The 16,307-nt window shown below is 71.7% G+C and carries 39 protein-coding genes; 1 reads left to right on the plus strand and 38 read right to left on the minus strand.

Annotated elements, in window-relative coordinates; genetic code table 11:
• Window positions 1–184: 184 nt before the first annotated feature.
• The 36 genes from ACEZDE_RS18780 to ACEZDE_RS18955 all read right to left on the minus strand — a co-directional run bounded on the left by ACEZDE_RS18780 (window position 185) and on the right by ACEZDE_RS18955 (window position 14,801).
• Entirely contained in the window at window positions 185–505 is a 321-nt protein-coding gene (locus tag ACEZDE_RS18780; RefSeq protein ID WP_380537454.1) for a hypothetical protein, read from the minus strand.
• The gene (locus ACEZDE_RS18785) at window positions 502–909 is read right to left on the minus strand and encodes a hypothetical protein (protein ID WP_380537455.1); all 408 of its coding nucleotides are present in this window, start codon (window positions 907–909) and stop codon (window positions 502–504) included. The genes ACEZDE_RS18780 and ACEZDE_RS18785 overlap by 4 nt, the downstream gene beginning before the upstream one ends.
• The gene (locus ACEZDE_RS18790) at window positions 906–1,508 is read right to left on the minus strand and encodes a DUF6349 family protein (RefSeq protein ID WP_380537456.1); all 603 of its coding nucleotides are present in this window, start codon (window positions 1,506–1,508) and stop codon (window positions 906–908) included. Before ACEZDE_RS18790 ends, ACEZDE_RS18785 begins: the two co-directional genes overlap by 4 nt.
• Window positions 1,498–2,091: a hypothetical protein gene (locus ACEZDE_RS18795; RefSeq protein ID WP_380537457.1), complete on the minus strand. Its 594-nt coding sequence runs from the start codon at window positions 2,089–2,091 to the stop codon at window positions 1,498–1,500. The genes ACEZDE_RS18790 and ACEZDE_RS18795 overlap by 11 nt, the downstream gene beginning before the upstream one ends.
• On the minus strand, window positions 2,084–2,500 hold the full coding sequence (locus tag ACEZDE_RS18800) for a hypothetical protein (RefSeq protein WP_380537458.1): 417 nt from the start codon (window positions 2,498–2,500) through the stop codon (window positions 2,084–2,086). The genes ACEZDE_RS18795 and ACEZDE_RS18800 overlap by 8 nt, the downstream gene beginning before the upstream one ends.
• A complete protein-coding gene (locus ACEZDE_RS18805) occupies window positions 2,497–2,904 on the minus strand; it encodes a hypothetical protein (RefSeq protein WP_380537459.1) in 408 nt (135 codons plus the stop codon). Before ACEZDE_RS18805 ends, ACEZDE_RS18800 begins: the two co-directional genes overlap by 4 nt.
• The gene (locus tag ACEZDE_RS18810) at window positions 2,901–3,344 is read right to left on the minus strand and encodes a hypothetical protein (RefSeq protein WP_380537460.1); all 444 of its coding nucleotides are present in this window, start codon (window positions 3,342–3,344) and stop codon (window positions 2,901–2,903) included. The genes ACEZDE_RS18805 and ACEZDE_RS18810 overlap by 4 nt, the downstream gene beginning before the upstream one ends.
• Entirely contained in the window at window positions 3,344–3,814 is a 471-nt protein-coding gene (locus ACEZDE_RS18815; protein ID WP_380537461.1) for a DUF6884 domain-containing protein, read from the minus strand. The genes ACEZDE_RS18810 and ACEZDE_RS18815 overlap by 1 nt, the downstream gene beginning before the upstream one ends.
• A complete protein-coding gene (locus ACEZDE_RS18820; RefSeq protein WP_380537462.1) occupies window positions 3,811–4,002 on the minus strand; it encodes a hypothetical protein in 192 nt (63 codons plus the stop codon). Before ACEZDE_RS18820 ends, ACEZDE_RS18815 begins: the two co-directional genes overlap by 4 nt.
• On the minus strand, window positions 3,999–4,412 hold the full coding sequence (locus ACEZDE_RS18825) for a hypothetical protein (RefSeq protein WP_380537463.1): 414 nt from the start codon (window positions 4,410–4,412) through the stop codon (window positions 3,999–4,001). Before ACEZDE_RS18825 ends, ACEZDE_RS18820 begins: the two co-directional genes overlap by 4 nt.
• Before the next feature lie 32 nt (window positions 4,413–4,444).
• Window positions 4,445–4,849: a hypothetical protein gene (locus ACEZDE_RS18830; protein WP_380537464.1), complete on the minus strand. Its 405-nt coding sequence runs from the start codon at window positions 4,847–4,849 to the stop codon at window positions 4,445–4,447.
• A complete protein-coding gene (locus tag ACEZDE_RS18835) occupies window positions 4,849–5,103 on the minus strand; it encodes a hypothetical protein (RefSeq protein WP_380537465.1) in 255 nt (84 codons plus the stop codon). The genes ACEZDE_RS18830 and ACEZDE_RS18835 overlap by 1 nt, the downstream gene beginning before the upstream one ends.
• Complete coding sequence (locus tag ACEZDE_RS18840) at window positions 5,100–5,441, minus strand: hypothetical protein (protein WP_380537466.1); 342 nt, start codon at window positions 5,439–5,441, stop codon at window positions 5,100–5,102. The genes ACEZDE_RS18835 and ACEZDE_RS18840 overlap by 4 nt, the downstream gene beginning before the upstream one ends.
• Entirely contained in the window at window positions 5,438–5,938 is a 501-nt protein-coding gene (locus tag ACEZDE_RS18845) for a hypothetical protein (protein ID WP_380537467.1), read from the minus strand. Before ACEZDE_RS18845 ends, ACEZDE_RS18840 begins: the two co-directional genes overlap by 4 nt.
• The gene (locus ACEZDE_RS18850) at window positions 5,935–6,183 is read right to left on the minus strand and encodes a hypothetical protein (RefSeq protein WP_380537468.1); all 249 of its coding nucleotides are present in this window, start codon (window positions 6,181–6,183) and stop codon (window positions 5,935–5,937) included. Before ACEZDE_RS18850 ends, ACEZDE_RS18845 begins: the two co-directional genes overlap by 4 nt.
• A 138-nt stretch (window positions 6,184–6,321) precedes the next feature.
• Window positions 6,322–6,750, minus strand: coding sequence for a hypothetical protein (locus tag ACEZDE_RS18855; protein ID WP_380537469.1), 429 nt, complete (start codon window positions 6,748–6,750; stop codon window positions 6,322–6,324).
• A 71-nt stretch (window positions 6,751–6,821) separates the two neighbouring features.
• Window positions 6,822–7,595: a hypothetical protein gene (locus ACEZDE_RS18860; protein WP_380537470.1), complete on the minus strand. Its 774-nt coding sequence runs from the start codon at window positions 7,593–7,595 to the stop codon at window positions 6,822–6,824.
• Between the two features lie 2 nt (window positions 7,596–7,597).
• Window positions 7,598–8,332 carry a hypothetical protein gene (locus tag ACEZDE_RS18865; protein ID WP_380537471.1) on the minus strand — a complete coding sequence of 245 codons (735 nt, stop codon included), beginning with the start codon at window positions 8,330–8,332 and terminating at the stop codon, window positions 7,598–7,600.
• Window positions 8,329–8,574, minus strand: a complete 246-nt coding sequence (locus ACEZDE_RS18870) for a hypothetical protein (protein ID WP_380537472.1) — start codon at window positions 8,572–8,574, stop codon at window positions 8,329–8,331. Before ACEZDE_RS18870 ends, ACEZDE_RS18865 begins: the two co-directional genes overlap by 4 nt.
• Before the next feature lie 3 nt (window positions 8,575–8,577).
• Window positions 8,578–8,805, minus strand: a complete 228-nt coding sequence (locus ACEZDE_RS18875) for a hypothetical protein (protein ID WP_380537473.1) — start codon at window positions 8,803–8,805, stop codon at window positions 8,578–8,580.
• A gap of 70 nt (window positions 8,806–8,875) precedes the next feature.
• Window positions 8,876–9,307, minus strand: coding sequence for a hypothetical protein (locus ACEZDE_RS18880; RefSeq protein ID WP_380537474.1), 432 nt, complete (start codon window positions 9,305–9,307; stop codon window positions 8,876–8,878).
• Window positions 9,304–9,609, minus strand: coding sequence for a hypothetical protein (locus ACEZDE_RS18885; protein WP_380537475.1), 306 nt, complete (start codon window positions 9,607–9,609; stop codon window positions 9,304–9,306). The genes ACEZDE_RS18880 and ACEZDE_RS18885 overlap by 4 nt, the downstream gene beginning before the upstream one ends.
• 107 nt (window positions 9,610–9,716) lie before the next feature.
• Window positions 9,717–10,127 carry a hypothetical protein gene (locus tag ACEZDE_RS18890; RefSeq protein WP_380537476.1) on the minus strand — a complete coding sequence of 137 codons (411 nt, stop codon included), beginning with the start codon at window positions 10,125–10,127 and terminating at the stop codon, window positions 9,717–9,719.
• Window positions 10,124–10,318 (minus strand): DUF4236 domain-containing protein, encoded by a 195-nt coding sequence (locus ACEZDE_RS18895; RefSeq protein WP_380537477.1) that lies wholly within the window; start codon window positions 10,316–10,318, stop codon window positions 10,124–10,126. Before ACEZDE_RS18895 ends, ACEZDE_RS18890 begins: the two co-directional genes overlap by 4 nt.
• A 71-nt stretch (window positions 10,319–10,389) precedes the next feature.
• Window positions 10,390–10,692 (minus strand): hypothetical protein, encoded by a 303-nt coding sequence (locus ACEZDE_RS18900; RefSeq protein WP_380537478.1) that lies wholly within the window; start codon window positions 10,690–10,692, stop codon window positions 10,390–10,392.
• Entirely contained in the window at window positions 10,689–11,129 is a 441-nt protein-coding gene (locus ACEZDE_RS18905; RefSeq protein ID WP_380537479.1) for a hypothetical protein, read from the minus strand. Before ACEZDE_RS18905 ends, ACEZDE_RS18900 begins: the two co-directional genes overlap by 4 nt.
• A 14-nt stretch (window positions 11,130–11,143) precedes the next feature.
• Entirely contained in the window at window positions 11,144–11,404 is a 261-nt protein-coding gene (locus tag ACEZDE_RS18910; protein ID WP_380537480.1) for a hypothetical protein, read from the minus strand.
• Between the two features lie 20 nt (window positions 11,405–11,424).
• Window positions 11,425–11,739 carry a hypothetical protein gene (locus tag ACEZDE_RS18915; RefSeq protein ID WP_380537481.1) on the minus strand — a complete coding sequence of 105 codons (315 nt, stop codon included), beginning with the start codon at window positions 11,737–11,739 and terminating at the stop codon, window positions 11,425–11,427.
• Window positions 11,736–11,993 carry a hypothetical protein gene (locus tag ACEZDE_RS18920; protein WP_380537482.1) on the minus strand — a complete coding sequence of 86 codons (258 nt, stop codon included), beginning with the start codon at window positions 11,991–11,993 and terminating at the stop codon, window positions 11,736–11,738. The genes ACEZDE_RS18915 and ACEZDE_RS18920 overlap by 4 nt, the downstream gene beginning before the upstream one ends.
• Complete coding sequence (locus ACEZDE_RS18925; protein WP_380537483.1) at window positions 11,990–12,355, minus strand: hypothetical protein; 366 nt, start codon at window positions 12,353–12,355, stop codon at window positions 11,990–11,992. Before ACEZDE_RS18925 ends, ACEZDE_RS18920 begins: the two co-directional genes overlap by 4 nt.
• A 9-nt stretch (window positions 12,356–12,364) precedes the next feature.
• Window positions 12,365–12,595: a hypothetical protein gene (locus ACEZDE_RS18930; RefSeq protein ID WP_380537484.1), complete on the minus strand. Its 231-nt coding sequence runs from the start codon at window positions 12,593–12,595 to the stop codon at window positions 12,365–12,367.
• 61 nt (window positions 12,596–12,656) lie between these two features.
• Complete coding sequence (locus ACEZDE_RS18935; RefSeq protein ID WP_380537485.1) at window positions 12,657–12,839, minus strand: hypothetical protein; 183 nt, start codon at window positions 12,837–12,839, stop codon at window positions 12,657–12,659.
• Complete coding sequence (locus ACEZDE_RS18940; protein WP_380537486.1) at window positions 12,836–13,090, minus strand: hypothetical protein; 255 nt, start codon at window positions 13,088–13,090, stop codon at window positions 12,836–12,838. The genes ACEZDE_RS18935 and ACEZDE_RS18940 overlap by 4 nt, the downstream gene beginning before the upstream one ends.
• Before the next feature lie 19 nt (window positions 13,091–13,109).
• The gene (locus ACEZDE_RS18945) at window positions 13,110–13,679 is read right to left on the minus strand and encodes a hypothetical protein (protein ID WP_380537487.1); all 570 of its coding nucleotides are present in this window, start codon (window positions 13,677–13,679) and stop codon (window positions 13,110–13,112) included.
• On the minus strand, window positions 13,672–14,190 hold the full coding sequence (locus tag ACEZDE_RS18950; protein WP_380537488.1) for a hypothetical protein: 519 nt from the start codon (window positions 14,188–14,190) through the stop codon (window positions 13,672–13,674). The genes ACEZDE_RS18945 and ACEZDE_RS18950 overlap by 8 nt, the downstream gene beginning before the upstream one ends.
• A complete protein-coding gene (locus tag ACEZDE_RS18955; protein ID WP_380537489.1) occupies window positions 14,187–14,801 on the minus strand; it encodes a hypothetical protein in 615 nt (204 codons plus the stop codon). Before ACEZDE_RS18955 ends, ACEZDE_RS18950 begins: the two co-directional genes overlap by 4 nt.
• Before the next feature lie 324 nt (window positions 14,802–15,125).
• Between ACEZDE_RS18955 and ACEZDE_RS18960 the strand changes: the two genes are divergently transcribed.
• Window positions 15,126–15,515, plus strand: coding sequence for a hypothetical protein (locus ACEZDE_RS18960; RefSeq protein ID WP_380537490.1), 390 nt, complete (start codon window positions 15,126–15,128; stop codon window positions 15,513–15,515).
• Here the strand turns inward: ACEZDE_RS18960 and ACEZDE_RS18965 are convergent.
• A complete protein-coding gene (locus tag ACEZDE_RS18965) occupies window positions 15,488–15,733 on the minus strand; it encodes a hypothetical protein (RefSeq protein WP_380537491.1) in 246 nt (81 codons plus the stop codon). The two genes, ACEZDE_RS18960 and ACEZDE_RS18965, sit on opposite strands and share 28 nt — an antisense overlap.
• On the minus strand, window positions 15,730–16,221 hold the full coding sequence (locus ACEZDE_RS18970; protein WP_380537492.1) for a hypothetical protein: 492 nt from the start codon (window positions 16,219–16,221) through the stop codon (window positions 15,730–15,732). Before ACEZDE_RS18970 ends, ACEZDE_RS18965 begins: the two co-directional genes overlap by 4 nt.
• Window positions 16,222–16,307: the final 86 nt, after the last annotated feature.

Here is a 16,307-nt window from a genome sequence, read left to right on the forward strand (position 1 = left end):
CGCCGTGCGGACCGCAAGGCCCGCCGCTGTGCCAGACGGTGCATGGTTCACGGTGTCGGACCTCTCGCTCTCAGGTGGTGACGCCTCCCATGTTGGCTGGTGGGCGGGCTTGTTGTCAGCGGTTAGTGGCAGCCAGGCGGTGAAGTGGCATGTGCCAACGCGGGGTCCGGTTCCCGACCTGCGGTCAGCGCGGGTCGACGTAGACGGTCCAGCCGAGGGCGTCGGCCATGCGCAGTGCCAGGGAGCGGCGCGACTGCGGGTGCTCCTCGAATCCCTTGCAGACCGCGGCCGGCTGGCCGGTGCCGGGGGTGACGCCGTCCGATTCGTGGCACACGACCTGCCCTTCGCAGTCGATGGCCTCGCGGGTGATCTGGGCCAGGCGGCCCGGTGCCAGGTGCATGAGGTTCCCGGGGCGGTAGATGCACGTCGTGCACTTTTTCGACATGACGCGCACGCCCCACGGTCCGGCGACCGCGATGTCCCTTCCGTCCTGGTCGCCGCTCACGGTTCGATTCCGTTCCTCTCCTCGTGCTGGCGGCGCAGCTCCGGCTCGTTGCGCATGTCGGGGATCTCCGAAGCGCTGACGAAGGGCCCCTGGTAGCCGTCCTGCACGACGATCGACAGGGCCCGGATGATCAGGGTGCCATCGCAGGCGTGGCAGGGGCAGGCAGGCAGGGGGAAGCAGTTACGGCAGGAGGTGTCGTCGCACAGGGCGTCGGTGGTGCGGCCGTGCCAGCGGATCCCGGTCCAGTGCTCTCGGTCCAGCACGTGTCCGTGCAGGAGGGGTTCGCCGAAGCACGGCCAGGTTGCCGCGGCGCTGCGGGCGGCGGCCTGGCTGGTCCAGGTCGCCCGGCACAGCGAGCAGCGGGCGCGGCGGTGGGCGACGGTGGCCAGTTCGTGGCCGTTCACCACAGGGCGTCCTGGGCGGTGACCTGGACGCTGGCGCGGGCGGCCGGGGCCAGGGCCGGGTCGGTGCCGGCGGACAGGTCGTAGCCTCCCCAGGGCTGGCGGTCACGGGCGTTGGGGACGTGGCGGGTTCCGCCTCCGTTGCGCCAGGTCCGTATCGGTCCGCCGCGCCGCAGCCAGTCCCGGCCGTAGACGTGCTCCAGCATCCGGTGGCGGACCGTCCGGCGCTTGGGGTCGCTGCCCTCCTCGTAGGTCATGGCGGCGACCGCCGGGATACTGCGCCACGAAGGGCCGAAGGCGTGGTCGTGGGCGTCTTCGACCGCGTGGTTCTCGGCGTCCTGGTGGACTCCGGCGATCCAGGACAGGCGTTCGGGGCCCAAGTGGTCGCAGTTCAGGCAGGCGCCGCGGAACCGGAGGGTGGTGCCCAGCCCGCGGCAGATCACCGTGGGCCGGCAGCTGCCGGTCGGCGGGCCGAAGTTGGGGTGGGGGTGGGTGGTGCCGACGTGCCAGGCCCACTCGGCGCAGCCGAAGCGCTGGTTGGGAGGGATGCGCGGGTAGGCGTGGGCGTGCCAGCGGGCGCTGTGGGGCTGGCTATTGTCCACCGCTGCTCCTGGTGCGGGTGGCGACTTGGGCGGCGAAGCGGGTCAGGGCGGCGGCAAGGGTTCCCCGGGTTTCGTCGTACCGCTCAAAGCGGTCCGGGTGGGGGCGTGCGTGCTCGGTGGCGAGGTAGGTGGCGGTGGGGTCGAGGAGCACGGCGTTGGCGGTGCGGATCTCGATGCGGTCGGGGCGGCTGGCCAGTGAGGGGATGGATCCGCCGGCCTGGGCGCGGCGGATGATCTCTGCGTCGACGTCGGAGGGGGCGGCCCATGCCTCGGTGGTGAGGTAGATGGCGAACGCCTTCGGGTCGATCTGGCGGTGCAGGGCGTCGGCCAGCCCGCTGGAGGCCGGCAGCAGGTGGGCCGGCATGCGCAGGGCGCCGGTCAGCGCGTCGACGCCCGCCGCGACCTGGCCCAGGGCCCAGATGAACCTGGGGACGGGGAACGGTCGCAGTTCTACCCCGGTCGCGGTGGTGAGGAGTTGGCCCACGGCCGGGGCCTGGTCCCATTCGGTGCGTGAGGCCAGTTCTCGCTCCAGCGCTTCGTACACCTGCTCGTGTGAGTACGCGGGGGGCTGCTGGTCAGGCATGGGGGTCCTTTCCGGTGAAGCAGTCGTGTTCGGCCAGCAGCGCGGCGATCCAGTCGGGTACGACCGGCTGCTCCAGGCCCTTGATCCGGTGGACGAAGCAGACAGGCTGGAGCGCCCTGGCGGGGTTGACGGTGTCGTCGTCGCGGACCCGGCCCCCGTAGACGTAGGCCCCGGCCAGGGCCAGCGGTTGGCCTTGTTCAGACTGCCATTTCAGGTACAGCTCCTGCGGCCGGACTGCGAAGTCGAGGCCGGTCAGGGCCGTGTCCAGGTCCGGTGCCGCGTGCAGGCGGTAGCGGCGGGCGATCCTGACGCGGTCCGGGTCGGGGGCGGGTCCGTAGCCGCGCGAGGCGGACCGGTCCTCGTAGTACAGCTCCGCGGTCGGCACGGCCGCCCGGGTCGGGTCGCTCATGCCGCCCCACCGGCCGCGGTGATGCCGTGCACCGTCGTGCTGCGCCGGGGCGGGCGGCAGGCCCGGCGCAGGCGGGCGGGCGCGATGGGCATCTGAACGGTGAGGAGTTCGGGCAGGCGCCAGAAGCGGAGCTCGTCGATGATCTGGCCCTCGTCGTAGGACTTCTCCTCCAGCAGGATGCGGCCGGCGATGTAGAGCATGAAGCCGCTGTCGAGGTACTGGTGCAGGCGCTTGGTGTATTCGGCGTGCTCGCCGAACGTCTGGGCATGGTCGTCGTCCTCGCGGTGGACGTCGAGGATCTCGCGCCACTGGCCGTCGATCAGGACGCGGTCGCCCTCGCGCAGGTCGGCTGCGCGGATCTGCCCGGTGGTCCAGGTGGTTCGGAGGACTTGCTGGTCGGTCATGGTCGGGTTCCGGTGAGGGTGTCGAGGGGGCGGTAGAGGGCTTGCATCCAGCGGGGCGGCAGCGTCTGGGGGGCGACGTCGCCGGCGGGGTACCAGATGACGGTGATCTCGCGGCTGGCCGCGTTGACAGTGCCGTCGAGCAGCACCCGGCGGCCGGCGACGATGCAGTTGCGCAGCACGAAGGGGGCGCCGTCCAGGGCGACCCAGCGCAGGTCCATGCGCAGCGGGGCGACCTTGAAGGAGTTCCAGTGGTCCTGCTCCTCCGGAGTCAGGTCCAGCGGATCGGTCAGCTGGTAGGAGTGGCGGATCTCGTGGCACGAGGCGGGCTGGTCGCCGAGGTGCACGATGCTGTCGTGGTGGACGAACAGCAGCTGGGCTCCGGGCCGCGGGCGCAGCAGGGTGCCGGCCGCCGCGGCGCGTATACCGCCGAGGGCGGCCATCAGGCGTACGTCCGGGTGCGGGCCGCGATGTCGGCCAGGGTCAGGCGCCCGTCGCGGATGTCCTTGTACGTCTGGTTCATGTAGCCGACGGGCTGGCCTTCGGCGGGGGCGATCAGGCGGGGCCATGCCTGGCGGGCGGCCTGGGCGTACAGGTGGGGGCCGAGCAGGACGCATCGTTCGGCGGTGAGCAGTCCGAGGTCGCGGGCCTGGGTGCGGACCTGTTCGGCGGTGATCGCGCCGGGGAAGGTGATGCGCTGGTCGTAGGGGTGGGTGACGGTGTCGGGGTGGATCAGGCCGTGGCGGGCGGAGAGCACGTACCAGCCGTGGCGGGGGGCGAGGCGTTCGGCGGCGGCGCGGGCCAGGCGGAACGTGGTGCTCTGGTAGAGGTCGCGGGCGGGCATCGGCCCGGGGGCCTTCTGGGAGCCGCAGGCGACCACGACCAGGTCGGGCGGGTAGTCGGTGGCGTTCACGGGGTCTCTTCGGGGTCGACGAGGTGGAGGTGGACCAGGCAGACCGCGACGTGGATGCGGTCGGGCCCGGGGGTGATCAGGTGGGCGCGGTGCCAGGTGCCGGGGGCGGCGTGGGCGCAGCGGGCGCTGGTGGTGGCGGAGAGTTCGACGGCCACGGTCGCGGAGGGGCGGGGGGCTGTGGTGATCACTGGTCGGCTCCGTCGCCCAGGGTCAGCGCGCCGACGAGCTGCTTGCGGACGCGGATCGCGGCGTGGTGCATGGCGGCGGACAGCGCGTTGTGGACCGGGTCGTCGTAGCGGACGGGCATGTTGCCGTCCAGCAGGTCCTCCTGGATGCGGGCGGCGATGGTGCGGGCGGCGTCGATCGCGGCGCCGGGGCCGACGGGCATGCGGCGCTGGGTGCGGTCCTGCAGGTCGCGCCAGTAGGCGTTCTCGGCTTCGGCCTCGACCAGTTCGCGGTGGGTGTTGGAGGAGATGGTGCCGGGCTCGGCGAGCGCGGCGGCCATCCGGGTCCGGGCCTTGTCGGCGCGCTGGGCGCTCTTGGTGACGTGGCGCTGGAGCTCGCCGAGGATGAGGTCGGAGGTGGTGGTGGTCGGCATCGGGGAAACCTCGCTTTCTTGATACTTTAATCCTAAGGTATGTCGGAGCGTTTGTCCAGTTCAGAGGGCATTTCCCGGTGCGGCCTCAGGTCCTCCAGGTAGAGGTCTCCCAGTGGGATGGACTCGTTGTAGACCACCCTCCAGCCCTGCCCCGGCTCGTTCTCCAGGCGGCGGTCGTAGCCGACGAGAATCCCGGCCGGGCCGGTGCGGTCGCTGTGCGCCATCGAGGGGCACTGGCCCAGGTCGCGCAGCCGGTTCATCTGCGTGGCCAGGTCGCGCCACGCCTGCTCGACCAGCGCGGTGTAGACCGCCTCCCGGCCGCGGCCGGGCAGTTCGGCCCACTGGTCGGGGTGCAATCCCGGCGGTACCCAGCCCTCGGGCCAGCCGAGGGACAGCCGCTGCTCGTCGGGCCCGATCGGGCGTCGTCCGGTGGTCATCAGCTGGCCGCCTTCACGGTGTGGGTGCAGCCGGCGTGGCGGCGGTCGCGTCGCATGTGGCTGTAGAACTGGTTGCCGGTGAAGCCGCACGGGCAGCTGATCGGCCAGTGGACGTCGGAGCCGGGGTAGCCGCCGCGGGCGGCGTACTCGAGTTCGGCGAGCTTGGCCCACGCCTTGGTGGCCGAGTCTCGGTTGCGCGGGCTGTCCTTGAGGTTGGCGGCCAGCAGCGGGATGCCGTCGGGTCGGGTGGTCACAGGTTCAGGTCCTTCTCGTGCTGGGCGGCTCCGGCCAGGTGGCGGGCGGCGGAGTGGGCGAGGCCGTGGGCCGTGTACTGGTCGGCGGTCAGGGCGTGGGCGCAGAAGCGGGCGGCGCGGTGGTAGCGCAGGGCGGCGCGGTCCAGGGCGGCGGCGCGCTGGAATCCGGCGGCGACCGCGTCGGCGGCGGCCGGGCCGCCCTTGACGGCGGCGGCGCAGGCTTCGGCGTGGGCGGCTCGGGAGCGGGCGTCCAACAGGGCCGCGCGGCCGACGGCCGCGAACAAGGTGGCAGCCCAGTCCTTGCGGTCCTGGTCGGTGACCGACTGATTGGCGCTCACCGGACCTTCGTCCCCTCGATCGGAGTGAGGACGGCGGGGGCTGCCCGGTTCAGCGGCGCGGGGTCGGCCAAGGGGTCCTCGCAGGCGCGCAGGTGTTCGTGGGAGTCAGCGAAGACGGTCCCGCAGCCGCTGATGCACAGGACCTGCCCGGGGGTCAGGGTTCGCTGTTCCTCGTAGCGCGGTTCCTCGGGCGCGGCGGTGACGGCGCGGCGGTGGGTGCACAGCCCGCGGGCCTCGGCCTGCGCCTCGTTCGCGTCGTAGCGGTCGCGGGCGTCGGCGATGGCGGTGTGGCGGTAGGCGTCGACGCGGGCGCGGCCGGCGCCGGTCCGCATCGTCCAGGCGGTCAGCTGCTCCTCGATGCGGTCGGGGTCGAGTTCGGACAGCGCGCGGCCCAGTTCGCCGTCCTGGTCGGCCAGGCGGCACAGGGTGTCCAGCGCGTCGGCGTGCAGTTCGGCCTTCTCGGCGGCGTCGCGGATGTCGCGGGTGGTCTCGATCACGAGGTGGTCTCCTGGTGGTGCTCCTGGGCCAGGGCGTAGCCGAGGACGAAGCCCTTGGCGCGCTCAAGGGAGGGCAACTGGTGGCCGTCGTCGAGCAGGCGGGGGCTAGCGCGGTGGGGGCTGATGTCGTTGACGGCGTAGCCGTAGCGGCCGTCCGACAGGTCGCGGCGGCGGATGGCGGCGGCGAACTGGCCGTCGTCGCTGATGACTTCCCAGCGGTTGGTGCCGATGGTGGAGAAGTGCATGGGTCGAAGTCCTCCGGTTGTGCTGACAGGGGTGGGCGCGCTGGCGCGTTTGCGCAGGCCAGAGCTCACCGTTGGGCAGTCCCGCTTGACGGGTTCCGGTCGGGGCCGTGGTGCGCACCGCGGCGACGGCGGCCAGAGTCAGGCGGCCTGGGCGGTGGGCTGGTCCGCCATGGCGATGATGACCGCGAGTTCGCGCAGGACGTGGACCGCGGCATCGTGATCGGCGTGTGCGTCGGCCTGGTCGAGGAGGTCGGTGCACCGTGTGGTCAGGTAGCCGTTGATCAGGTTCTCGGTCAGGCGCGTGTGTGCGGCGCGGACGGCGGCGATCGGGTCCTCGTCGTCCGGGCTGTCGGCGGGGCGCCGGTTCTTGGCGATCCGCTCCCAGAGGGCGGCCTTGGCGTCGTGCTGGATCATGTCGCGGATCAGGTGCCTGGGGGCGCGGCCGTCGGCGAGGGCGTTCGTCAGGTGCCGGCGGGCGTCGTCGGCCGCTGTCGTAGCTGAGGTGACCTGGAAGCCGAGGTACTTGACGGCGAGGTCGACGCCGCGGGCGTGGTCGGTGGCGGTCATGTGCTTCACCTTTTCCTTTATTGATACTTTAATCCTACACTTCGATGCAGATGTAGGCAAGTTTCCGCAGGTCAGAGGACATTTATGGGCAGTTCGGCTTGACGGGCGCCGGTCGGCGCCGGGGTGCGCACCGCGACGGCGGCGGCGGCCAGGACCGCGCGGGCCACGTGGGGCGGAAGGTTGTGGAAGGTGACCTCGACGTTGGTAGCGACGTAGCTGCTGATCTTGATCGCGGCGTCCGGGCGGCCGATGGTGGCGCTGCGCTGGAAGCGCACCATGCCCTCCAGCGGTTCCTCGTGCCACGTCATCCTCCGGTCGCGGTCCGCGCCGCTGCGCCGATCGTCGGCGTTGGCCGTGCCGCCTTCGACGCCGTAGACCTCGCGCAGCAGCGCTACGCAGTCCTCGACGCCTGCGACCTTGACCAGGTGCTCGTGCTGGCGCTCGACCACCACCACCATCGCCGCGTCGAGCTGGGGCATGAGCCGGCGGGTGATGTCCACGGCGATCTGCTCCGCCGTCTTGGCCCGGGTGACCGTGATGGTGCCGCTCTGTATGTCGAAGCGGTAGTAGTAGGCGCCATCCTGGGGCAGCGCGGCGTGGATGTTGAACCGCATCGCGGCCAGCCGCTCCTGCCCGATGACCAGGAACACCCCGTCCTCGCGGTGCAGGTACAGCCGCGGGTTCCACTCGTCGATCGGCGCCTCGTCCGCTCGCCACTCGCCAGCCAGCAGGCCGGGCAGTTCGCGGCCCAGCTCCCGGAGTTCGGAGCGCAGTTGCTCGGTGCGCTGCTTTTCCTCCTGCTGGCCGCGCCGTACGGCGGCGGCCTGCTCCTCGGTGAGCGCCACGGCTACCCCCTCTCGCGGCGGTCGCGGTCGAACTGCGCCAGGATTTCTGGGAGCCGGGCGCCGGCGGTCCTCAGGCGGGTGCGGCCCTCGCCGGTGACGTCGACGTCGTGGGCGCCGGCCGCGCCGGAGGCCACGGAGGCGAGCAGGACCGGCACGGAGCGCGTGGTGCCGTCGCGGCGCAGCCGGGTCCACAGCTCAAGGTGGGGGTCGCCGTCGGCGCGCTCGATGGCGTGCTGCAGCAGCTTGCGGATCGCGGCGGTGACGCCCAGGCCCTGGCCGCGGTAGTACTCGGGTTCCTCGTTGTCGTCGGATTCGGGGGCCGGGAACAGGGCGTAGTCCCAGTCGCGGGGCGGCAGCGGCGTCAGGGTGCCCAGGTGGCCGTCGCACAGATGGGCGTTCAGGCGCTGGGAGCGGTCGGCGGTGTCCATCACCATCGCGGCCGGGGCCTTGCAGAGTATGCAGGTAGCCGTGTACTCGCGGATGCGCTGGACGGCGTGGACCCAGGTGCCGTACGGCAGGTCGAGGGTGACGCGGTCGCTGGCCAGGCCGTTGTCGGCGACCGCGTCGACCTTGACCATGCCGGTCAGGTTGCCGGGTTCGGTGGCGATGATGGCGTAGCGGACCCCGGGGGTGCCCTCGATGGAGAAGATGTCCCGGTCGGCCAGGTCGGACAGCTGCCAGCGGTTGGGGTCGTAGCCGGAGGGGACGGGCAGTGAGTCGATCACGGTTACGCTCACGGCTGCATCGTCGCTTCGTCGGTGAGGGTGGTGAGGACGTGGGACAGGTCGGCGTACGACAGGGTGCGGGTGACGCACTGGTGGAGCTGGGCCAGCGCGCCGTGGGCGGTGCCGAGGACCAGGCCGCGGCGGTCGGTGGCCACCCAGCCGCCCAGGTGGGCGAAGGTGTAGACGCGCTCGTCGCTGTCGGGGAGCTGGGACCACTCGCAGCCGGGCGGGATCTGCAGGATGGTGCCGATCACGGGTCAGCCTCCGATCGGGGTGTCGAGGCGGCCGTAGGGGCGGTCGCCCGCTCGGCGGACGAGCAGTTCCTTCGGGTCGGCGCCGTTGTTCTTGTCCAGGGCGTCGGGGGCGTACAGCGCGGTGTCGGGCTCGATCCGGCCGGTGCGGCGCAGGGACTCGAACCAGGCGATGGCGTCCTCGCGGGTGTCGAACTCGCGACTCAGTCGGATGAAGTGCTTCTTGGTGGCCATGGTGGCAACTCTCCTCTTTTTGATACTTTAATCCTAATCCACGGACGCCCTGATGGCAAGTTTCCGCAGGTCAGAGTGGGTGAATGCTGTCCGGGAACGCCGTCCACACGTCGCCGGCCGATACCGTCCGGCCAGCTGCGGTGCGCGCCGGGGCGACGAGCACGATCTCCGGGTTGCCGTGCTCGTTGGTCGAGCGCACGCGGGCCTCGACCAGCTGCTCCTCGCACGCCCAGCGGACCTTCGCCCCGGTCGACCACCACTGCCAGGGGCGCCTGGCGGGCTGCGGGGCCCGCGGGTCCAGGCCGGTGATCTCCATCCAGTCGGCCTCATTGTCGAGGGCTTCGGTCAGCTCGACCAGGTCGACGCGCAGGACCTCAAGATCCTCACCGGCGGCGGCCCGGCGGTAGAGCTCCAGCAGCCGGGGAGCGGCGGAGTAGTCGTCCATCTCGACCGCCGTGTCGTGCAGAGCCAGCAGTTGGACGGTGAAGTCGTCGGCGTTCACCGGGGCGCCGCCCCCAGGGCGGCGATGACCGGCTCCAGGGCGCCGGCTATCTGGTCGGGTTGTTGGCCGGCCACCAGCGACCGGTAGGCGATCAGCAGTGCGGAGGCCACGGGCCTGAGGGCTTCGACGGGGCCGTGGGGGCGGTGGGACAGCTGGGTCGTCAGGTCGTAGAGGCCGATCAGGGTGCGGCGCACGTGCATGTCCACCGGTACGTCCTCGACCAGCTCCGCGGCGAGGAACAGGACGCCGTCGTCGACGCGCTCGGTGCCCTCGTTGATGGTTGCGAGGATCCCCTGTGCCACGGCGGACAGGGCGCCGTGCAGACCTTCCCATCCGCCGTCGGCGCAGGTGCACCGGGCAGGGGTGTCGGCCTCGTTCGGACCGTGGGCGGGCGTGGAGCCGGGGCGCTTCACCGCTCGCCCGCTTCGGCCAGTGCTGCCGCGGCCGGCTGAAGAGTCGCGGCGATCCAGTCAGGGCGCTCCCCGGAGACCAGCGACCGGTGGGCGATCAGCAGCGCGGACGCCACCGGCACCAGGGCCGGGATGCGTTCCTCGGGCCGGTGGGACATCTGTGTCGCCAGGTCGTAGAGTCCGATGAGGCTGCGCCGGGTGTAGGCGTGCAGGTCCACCGGCTCGTGCTCGACCAATTCGGCGGCCAGGAGCAGCAGGTCGGCGTCCAGGTCCAGGACGGTCGGACTGGCGGGGGGCTGCATGGCGGCCACAATGCTGTGGGTCACGTCCGTCAGGACTTTGTGCAGCCCGCCCCAGCAGTCGCCGTCGGGGCAGGTGCATTCGGCCGGGGTGCCGTCGGGGGTGGTCATCGGGTCTTCTTTCGGGCGCTGGTGGTCCAGGAGAACGGGCCGGGCAGGTCGATGCTGGTGGTGCGGCGTCCGGTGGTGGAGTAGGTGCGCTTGATGCCGCGCGGGCCCAGGCTGAGCGAGGCGGACTTGCGGCCGACGTTCAGCCGGACGCCGGGGAAGAGCTTGACGCTGGTTCTGAATCGGAAGCCCATGGCGGGCACCCCCTTCTTGGTTGATACTTTAATCCTAGACTACGGGATGCGGGGAAGCAAGTTTCCGCAGGTCAGACCTCATACGCCTCGGCCTTGTAGACGTCATAGTCGGCGAGTTCGGCGCGGCCGGCGCCGGTGATCTCGACGCGGTCGCCCCGGCCGTAGCGCAGCCATCCGCGGTCCACGGACTCCAGCACCCAGCGCGGGGCGGGGTAGCCGGGGATCTCGCGGCTGCGGTCGGTGAAGCCGACGACGGCGCCGAAGGCACGCTGCACGTGCAGGGCGTCCGCCGCGGCGGCGCGCAGCGCCCTGGCATGGGCGTCGGCGGCGCGGCCGACCCTGCGGGTCAGGGCAGGTGCGAGTTCGCCGGTCATCGGCGGAAGGCGACGGACTCGAGGTCGCGTACTTCCACGGCCGACTGGGCGATCTCCAGTTCGTCGATCCAGCGGTCCTCCTCCTCTTCCAGGAAGTCGCGGATCGCGTCGATGTCGCCGGCGATCGGCTGCGGCACCTCGACCTTGATGTACTGGTCGTAGGCGAGTTCCTCGTGGGCCGTGACGTGGAGTTCGACCAGGACGGTGTTCTCCTCCCACAGTTCGACCGGTTCGACGGCGGTGGTGTGCAGGTGGTTGGCGCTGTCGCGGTCGAACCACTGGGCGGCGGCGTGGACGGCCGCAGCCTGGTCGGCAGTCAGGGCCTCGGCGCGGTCGCCGTTCTCGCCGAGGAGTTCGACGGCGGCGCGGGCCAGGACGGCAAGGGCTTCGGTGCCGAACTCGGCGACCAGCCGCTCGGGTTGGGTGGTGGTGGTCATGGCGACTTCCTCTTCTACTTGTAGCGGGCGGTGACGGCCGGGCCGCCGTCGGCCGGGTGGACGGTGATGGTGCACTCGGTGACCCAGTCGATGCCGTCGCTGATCCAGCGGGCGGTAGCGAGCGCCCAGGGGGCGCCGTAGCCGGTCATCGCGTCCCAGGTGCCGCCGTTGCGGGCGACGGTCCAGCGGCCGGCGGTGGCGCCGTGGTCGGCGGCCAGTTCCGCGAGGGTGACGGTGACGGTGGCGTTCTGGGTGTCCACGGTGCTTCCTCTCATGCCTTTTTGATACTTTAATCCTAACTGTCGGTGTGGGGGGAAGCAAGTTTCCGCAGGTCAGAGAGCTTCCGGCTGGCCAGCGGTGAGCCTGCCCGACCAGACCCCTGCTGGCAGTGGGCGCGGTCGCCGTCGCGGTCGCGGTCGCGTCGGGCGCGCTCGGCGCGCAGCGCCGCGAGGTAGAGCCGGGCGTGGGCCCTGAAGCGGGCGTGCCCGCGCCGGCGGGTGGCGCAGATCCAGGCGTAGCGGTCGATCTGCTCGGCCAGCACGGCATCGGTCAGCTGCTCGATGCGCTCCAGGGCGCGGGTGGCGAAGGAGTTGTCCGGTCCGCCGCTCACTGCTCACCGCCCGCCGTGCCGACGACCTCGTACGGACCCACCATCAGGTCCGACAGGGAGGAGTCGTTGAGGTTCACGTCGTCCATCCAGCGCTCGCAGTTGTCCTGCAGCCACGCCTGCATGCCCCACCGGTCCCGCCGCAGGACGGCCGGGACCTCGACGCGTTCGCGGACCTTGAACTCGACCTCGGCCTTGACCACGAACTCCAGGTCCAGCTCTACGGTGGGCTGCCTGTCCGGCCGTTCGGGGTTCATGCGGGCTGCTCCAGGAAGGCGGTGTGGACGAGGAAGAGGCGGGCGGCCTCGTTATCGGGGTATTGGTCGGTGCGCTGCTGGGCGCGGGCCAGCTCGCGTACCGCGGCGGCACTGCCGAGGATGGCGGCCTCGGTGGGTGCCTCCCCGATCGGCAACCACAGGGCGGCGGTGGCCTGGGCCATGGCGAGGGCTTCGATACCGAGGACGTCTTCGTTGGTGGCGTTGAGCTGGACGCGCAGGCGGCGGCGCTCGCGCAGGCGCTCCTTGTAGGCCGCGAGGGCGAGTTGGCGCAGGTGGGCGACGTGCTCACCGGGAGGGACGCTGGCACGGTGGAGCTCGCGGACGGTGGGGCTGGCGGTCATGGCGGTCTTTCAGTCGATGGGGTAAAGCTGGCGGTAGGTGCGGTGGCGGCCGGTGCCGTCGAGCAGACGCAGGCGATAGCGGACGTCGCCGGTGAACGCGGCGCGGTCGATGGCGCTGACCTCGGCCATCCGCAGGTGCTGCGGGAGGTCTGGGACGTAGACGGTCTCGCCGACGGCGTACTCGGGCTCCTCGCAATCGGTGAACTGCGGGTCGAGCTGGACGGGGCCGGGGTCGGACATGGTCTCTCTCCTTGTTGATTCTTTAATCCCACCTGCCGGCGCGGGGGCGTGCCTCCGCGGGTCAGCCGTACGACCGGTATCCGCCGCCGTCGGATCCGGCTCCGATCCAGCCGTCGCCGGCCTCGGCCAGGTAGGCGGCGGCCTGCTCGGACATGGAGCCGGGGGCGATGAACGGGCAGCCGGGCCTGCCCTCGTCCTCGGGGCAGGTGTACCGGCCGCTGTCGCAGCCGTAGCAGGCGCTCACCGCTGCTCCGCCCGGGGCTCGTCCTTCGGCTCGACGGTGACGCGGATGTCGGCCAGGTCCCCGGTGATGGTCAGGCCCTTACGGACGGCCTGGCGGCGGGCGGCGGTGCGCAGTTCGTCCAGGTCCTTGGCGGTGAGGGCTTCTCGGTGCCATCCCAGGATGACGTCGAGTTCGCCGCCGATGCCGTCCTTGCGGACGGGGACGACGGCCCGGTAGGTGTGCGGGTACTCGGTCACTTCGGTCACTTCCATTCTTGTTGATACTTTAATCCTACACTACGGTGTGGCCTGGGGCCAGTTCGTGCCCGGTGGCCGCTGCGAGCAGCCGGGCTTCCCACCGGCGCAGCCCTGCTCCGAAGGTCGGCCTCGCGCCTTCGGCCTTCAGCGCCCGGTGCTCCAGGGCGATCCGGCCTGCCACGGAGACCGTGCACGGGTCGCCCTCGCGGCGCAGGCAGGCCAACCAGCCCCGGTCCAGCAGGCGCCACGAGGCGGCGGGCGGGATCTCGGCGAGCCCGGCCCGGATGCGCAGAATTCCGTGCCGGTCGGCGACCAGGCGCGCTGGCGCGGCGGCCACGATCCGCAGGTCAAGGTCTTGGCGCTCCGTCAGTTCGCTGGGGCGCACCAGGGGCTCCAGGGTGATGGTGCGTGCGGCCCGGCCTACGTGCTCGCGCACGATCGTGACCGTCCCGGTCACCGAGACCCGTACCGGGCAGCGCAGCCGTACGGCGCGGGCGACCAAGGCGTCGGCGTGCTGGGCGGTGATCCTCTGTGTGAAGGGCTGTCCGTCGCCCGGGTATACGCGCTCGTGGTAGGCGGTGCGGCGCAGCTCCAGCTCAGGCACGCCCTTCCCCCTGCTGCTCGCGGCAGGACGGGCAGCCGGCCGCGAGGGTGCAGTCCAGGCCGTCGCATTCCTCGCCGTCTTCCAGGTCCGATCGGGAGCACGCGCCCGCGGGGCCGCTGCCCGAGCAGTTCCCGCTCCCCTGGTGGTAGCCGGAGGCGGCCTCCTCGACCAGGGCCAGGACGGCGGGCGGGGCTCCGGCGGTGGCGGCGGCGCGGTTCACGTCGCCGAACCAGCCGCAGGTCGCGTCTCCCCACCCGGGGTCGACGGCGTGGGCGCGGATGCGGTCGGCGCCGACCGGGGTGCCGTCCAGGAACAGGGACACCCACAGCGACCCGTGCGGGTCGCGGTCCACGACCACGTCGTAGGCCGTCGCCTGCGGGGGCGTGCCCGGGTCGGGCGCCGGGGCGGGGGTTTCCGGTGGCGTGTCCGACGGGGCAGCCGTGGCGGGCCGGTACGCCCCCGTATCGGCGCTGATGGCGACAGCGGTGAGGGCCTGTGGAGCGCCGATCACTGCTCGCCTCCGGCGAACGCGCATCCGGAGTGGTAGAACTCGGCGGTCTGGTCGATCAGATCCCGGACCGCGCGGGGCACTCGGTCTCCGTGCTGGCGGACGGCGGCGAACCAGTCGCACCCGCCGCCGGAGCGGCCGGGGTCGATGTTGTGGATCTCCAGCAGCGGCCCGGTGGGCAGCTGCGCGCCGTCGGCGAAGACCGTGGTGGTGGTGTCGCTGTCGCTGTCGCGTTCTACGACCACGTCCAGCCGCGTGGTGGGCGACGGCTTGGGCAGGCGGGCGTACACCGCGCGGGCGATCTCTGGGGCGCGCTGGTCGAAGTAGGTGGTGCCGGGGTGCCAGTACGTCCTGGCCACCGCGCCGTCGGGCAGCGGCGGGCTGAGGAGGGCGATGTCCTGGACGCCCCAGCCGAAGCCGCTCGCCTGCTCGGTGGTGTCCAGGACGTACGTGATCTCGACGGCAGCCACCTGGAACCGTCGGCCGCCTTCGTCCTGCCACTCGACGGTGCGGGCCAGCCGGTGGCAGCGGGTGGTCTCGGTTCGCTCTCCGGTAGCGGTCAGCGCGGGCAGCTCGAAGGCGCTGGCCGTGCTGGTCTCGGAGGTCTCGTTCATGGTGGTTGTGCTCCTAACGTGCATGGTTGCTCATGTCGGTTGCTGTTGTGGGTCAGTGGGCAGGCGATCAGCCACGGGTGACACGGAGGCGGGGGCCGGGCGTCCGGAGGAGGCCCCCGACTTGCGCTCGGCGCGCGGAGCGCGACCGTGACGGCCGGGAACCTCGCTGAGACCGCGCAGCGGACCGCGATGGGTGTTCCTTCACTGGGGGGTAGATCTGGGTGTTCCGGTGGTGCAGCCGGCTTCACCTACAGAGGTGCAACCCGCTTCAGGTACCGGAGGTGCAACCAGCTTCAGGTGGGCTGGCCTGCGATGCTGGCCGGCATGGACAACGAGATCGCGCTCCGGCCGCGGGCCGGTGTGGAGCTGCGGGACGTCGAGTTGGGCCTGTCGCAGGAGGTCCGGGACCGGGCCCGGCTGCACGGGGTGCTCTTCCTGCCGTTCGAGTGGCTGCCGGCCGGGGCGGACGCGGACGCGCACGCCGACCGGGTGATGGACCGTCTGCTGGACCAGCTCGCCGAGCGCGGCCAGGTGCGTGGGACGGTGCTGCCGGTGACGGTGTACGGGCCGGACGAGCTGCGCGAGTCGGCCCCGGCCGCCGTGGCGTCGGGCAGTTGGCCGCGCGAACTGGCGGACCGGTTCCAGTGCGTGCTCACCGCGTCGGGCGACGCGGTGTTCGTGGCGCGTCACGACCGGGCCGCGGGGTCGATGTAGGTGTCGGCGACCGGCAGGTCCGGGCGCAGCTCGGCCAGCACGTCGGGATGGACGGGGCGCTCGCCGGAGGCGATGGCGGTGAACAGGGCGCCGCAGCCGGGGCCGGGGAGCCAGCCGGAGACGCGGTCGTGGGTGAGGGCCTGTGGCAGGGTCTGGGCGCCGCAGTGGGGGCAGCGCGAGGACCAGTCGTCGACGTAGATCGTGGCGGTGGCGCTCATGCGGCGTGTCCCTGGGAGTAGGTGTCCTCGTCTACGAGGTAGCTGCCGGGCAGGTCGCCGGCGGTGATCTGGCACCAGTTGCCGCTGCTGTAGAGGGGGCGTCCGGCCCACAGGCCGCACAGGTTCCAGCGTTGGGGGTCCTCGATGTCGGTGATGCGGTCCTCTGCCTCGGTGCCGAACAGGATCGCGACCTCGCGTGCGGTTGCGGCGTCGGGGGCGGCGATCGCGAGCTGGTAGAGGTTGATGTCGCCTTCCTCGTCCATCCCGGCGTCGACGATCGCGGTGAAGACGGGGCCCTGGTCCTCGGCGAGCAGGTCGCCCAGGGAGGTGGCGCGCTCTGTGCCGTCGGCCAGGGCTGCGCGGTAGAGGTCGATCAGCTGGCGGGCGTCGGGGGCGGGCATGCCGCCCTTGAGGAGTCCGTCGGTGATGCTGGCGCGGAAGCTGGTGGCGCACAGGGCGGGGTCGGTGTCGTTGAACGCGGTGCCCATCGGGGCCGTCCTCTCTCTTTCTTGATACTTTAATCCTAGATGAAGTCGGGGGCGGAAGCCAGTTTCCGCCCCCGAAAAGACCTGGT

It is taken from the genome of Streptacidiphilus cavernicola (assembly GCF_042510955.1).
Taxonomy (GTDB): Bacteria; Actinomycetota; Actinomycetes; order Streptomycetales; family Streptomycetaceae; genus Streptacidiphilus; species Streptacidiphilus cavernicola.

What these genes read in the sequence shown, in the direction of transcription:
- ACEZDE_RS18900 (WP_380537478.1), bottom strand. Translation starts at nt 10,692, where the DNA reads ATGACCGGCGAACTCGCACCTGCCCTGACCCGCAGGGTCGGCCGCGCC.
- ACEZDE_RS18810 (WP_380537460.1), bottom strand. Translation starts at nt 3,344, where the DNA reads ATGGCCGCCCTCGGCGGTATACGCGCCGCGGCGGCCGGCACCCTGCTG.
- ACEZDE_RS18925 (WP_380537483.1), bottom strand. Translation starts at nt 12,355, where the DNA reads ATGACCGCCAGCCCCACCGTCCGCGAGCTCCACCGTGCCAGCGTCCCT.
- ACEZDE_RS18795 (WP_380537457.1), bottom strand. Translation starts at nt 2,091, where the DNA reads ATGCCTGACCAGCAGCCCCCCGCGTACTCACACGAGCAGGTGTACGAA.
- ACEZDE_RS18825 (WP_380537463.1), bottom strand. Translation starts at nt 4,412, where the DNA reads ATGCCGACCACCACCACCTCCGACCTCATCCTCGGCGAGCTCCAGCGC.
- ACEZDE_RS18895 (WP_380537477.1), bottom strand. Translation starts at nt 10,318, where the DNA reads ATGGGCTTCCGATTCAGAACCAGCGTCAAGCTCTTCCCCGGCGTCCGG.
- ACEZDE_RS18955 (WP_380537489.1), bottom strand. Translation starts at nt 14,801, where the DNA reads ATGAACGAGACCTCCGAGACCAGCACGGCCAGCGCCTTCGAGCTGCCC.
- ACEZDE_RS18910 (WP_380537480.1), bottom strand. Translation starts at nt 11,404, where the DNA reads ATGAGAGGAAGCACCGTGGACACCCAGAACGCCACCGTCACCGTCACC.
- ACEZDE_RS18850 (WP_380537468.1), bottom strand. Translation starts at nt 6,183, where the DNA reads ATGCACTTCTCCACCATCGGCACCAACCGCTGGGAAGTCATCAGCGAC.
- ACEZDE_RS18800 (WP_380537458.1), bottom strand. Translation starts at nt 2,500, where the DNA reads ATGAGCGACCCGACCCGGGCGGCCGTGCCGACCGCGGAGCTGTACTAC.
- ACEZDE_RS18965 (WP_380537491.1), bottom strand. Translation starts at nt 15,733, where the DNA reads ATGAGCGCCACCGCCACGATCTACGTCGACGACTGGTCCTCGCGCTGC.
- ACEZDE_RS18920 (WP_380537482.1), bottom strand. Translation starts at nt 11,993, where the DNA reads ATGAACCCCGAACGGCCGGACAGGCAGCCCACCGTAGAGCTGGACCTG.
- ACEZDE_RS18855 (WP_380537469.1), bottom strand. Translation starts at nt 6,750, where the DNA reads ATGACCGCCACCGACCACGCCCGCGGCGTCGACCTCGCCGTCAAGTAC.
- ACEZDE_RS18890 (WP_380537476.1), bottom strand. Translation starts at nt 10,127, where the DNA reads ATGACCACCCCCGACGGCACCCCGGCCGAATGCACCTGCCCCGACGGC.
- ACEZDE_RS18940 (WP_380537486.1), bottom strand. Translation starts at nt 13,090, where the DNA reads ATGGAAGTGACCGAAGTGACCGAGTACCCGCACACCTACCGGGCCGTC.
- ACEZDE_RS18905 (WP_380537479.1), bottom strand. Translation starts at nt 11,129, where the DNA reads ATGACCACCACCACCCAACCCGAGCGGCTGGTCGCCGAGTTCGGCACC.
- ACEZDE_RS18805 (WP_380537459.1), bottom strand. Translation starts at nt 2,904, where the DNA reads ATGACCGACCAGCAAGTCCTCCGAACCACCTGGACCACCGGGCAGATC.
- ACEZDE_RS18830 (WP_380537464.1), bottom strand. Translation starts at nt 4,849, where the DNA reads ATGACCACCGGACGACGCCCGATCGGGCCCGACGAGCAGCGGCTGTCC.
- ACEZDE_RS18960 (WP_380537490.1), top strand. Translation starts at nt 15,126, where the DNA reads ATGGACAACGAGATCGCGCTCCGGCCGCGGGCCGGTGTGGAGCTGCGG.
- ACEZDE_RS18930 (WP_380537484.1), bottom strand. Translation starts at nt 12,595, where the DNA reads ATGTCCGACCCCGGCCCCGTCCAGCTCGACCCGCAGTTCACCGATTGC.
- ACEZDE_RS18970 (WP_380537492.1), bottom strand. Translation starts at nt 16,221, where the DNA reads ATGGGCACCGCGTTCAACGACACCGACCCCGCCCTGTGCGCCACCAGC.
- ACEZDE_RS18875 (WP_380537473.1), bottom strand. Translation starts at nt 8,805, where the DNA reads ATGGCCACCAAGAAGCACTTCATCCGACTGAGTCGCGAGTTCGACACC.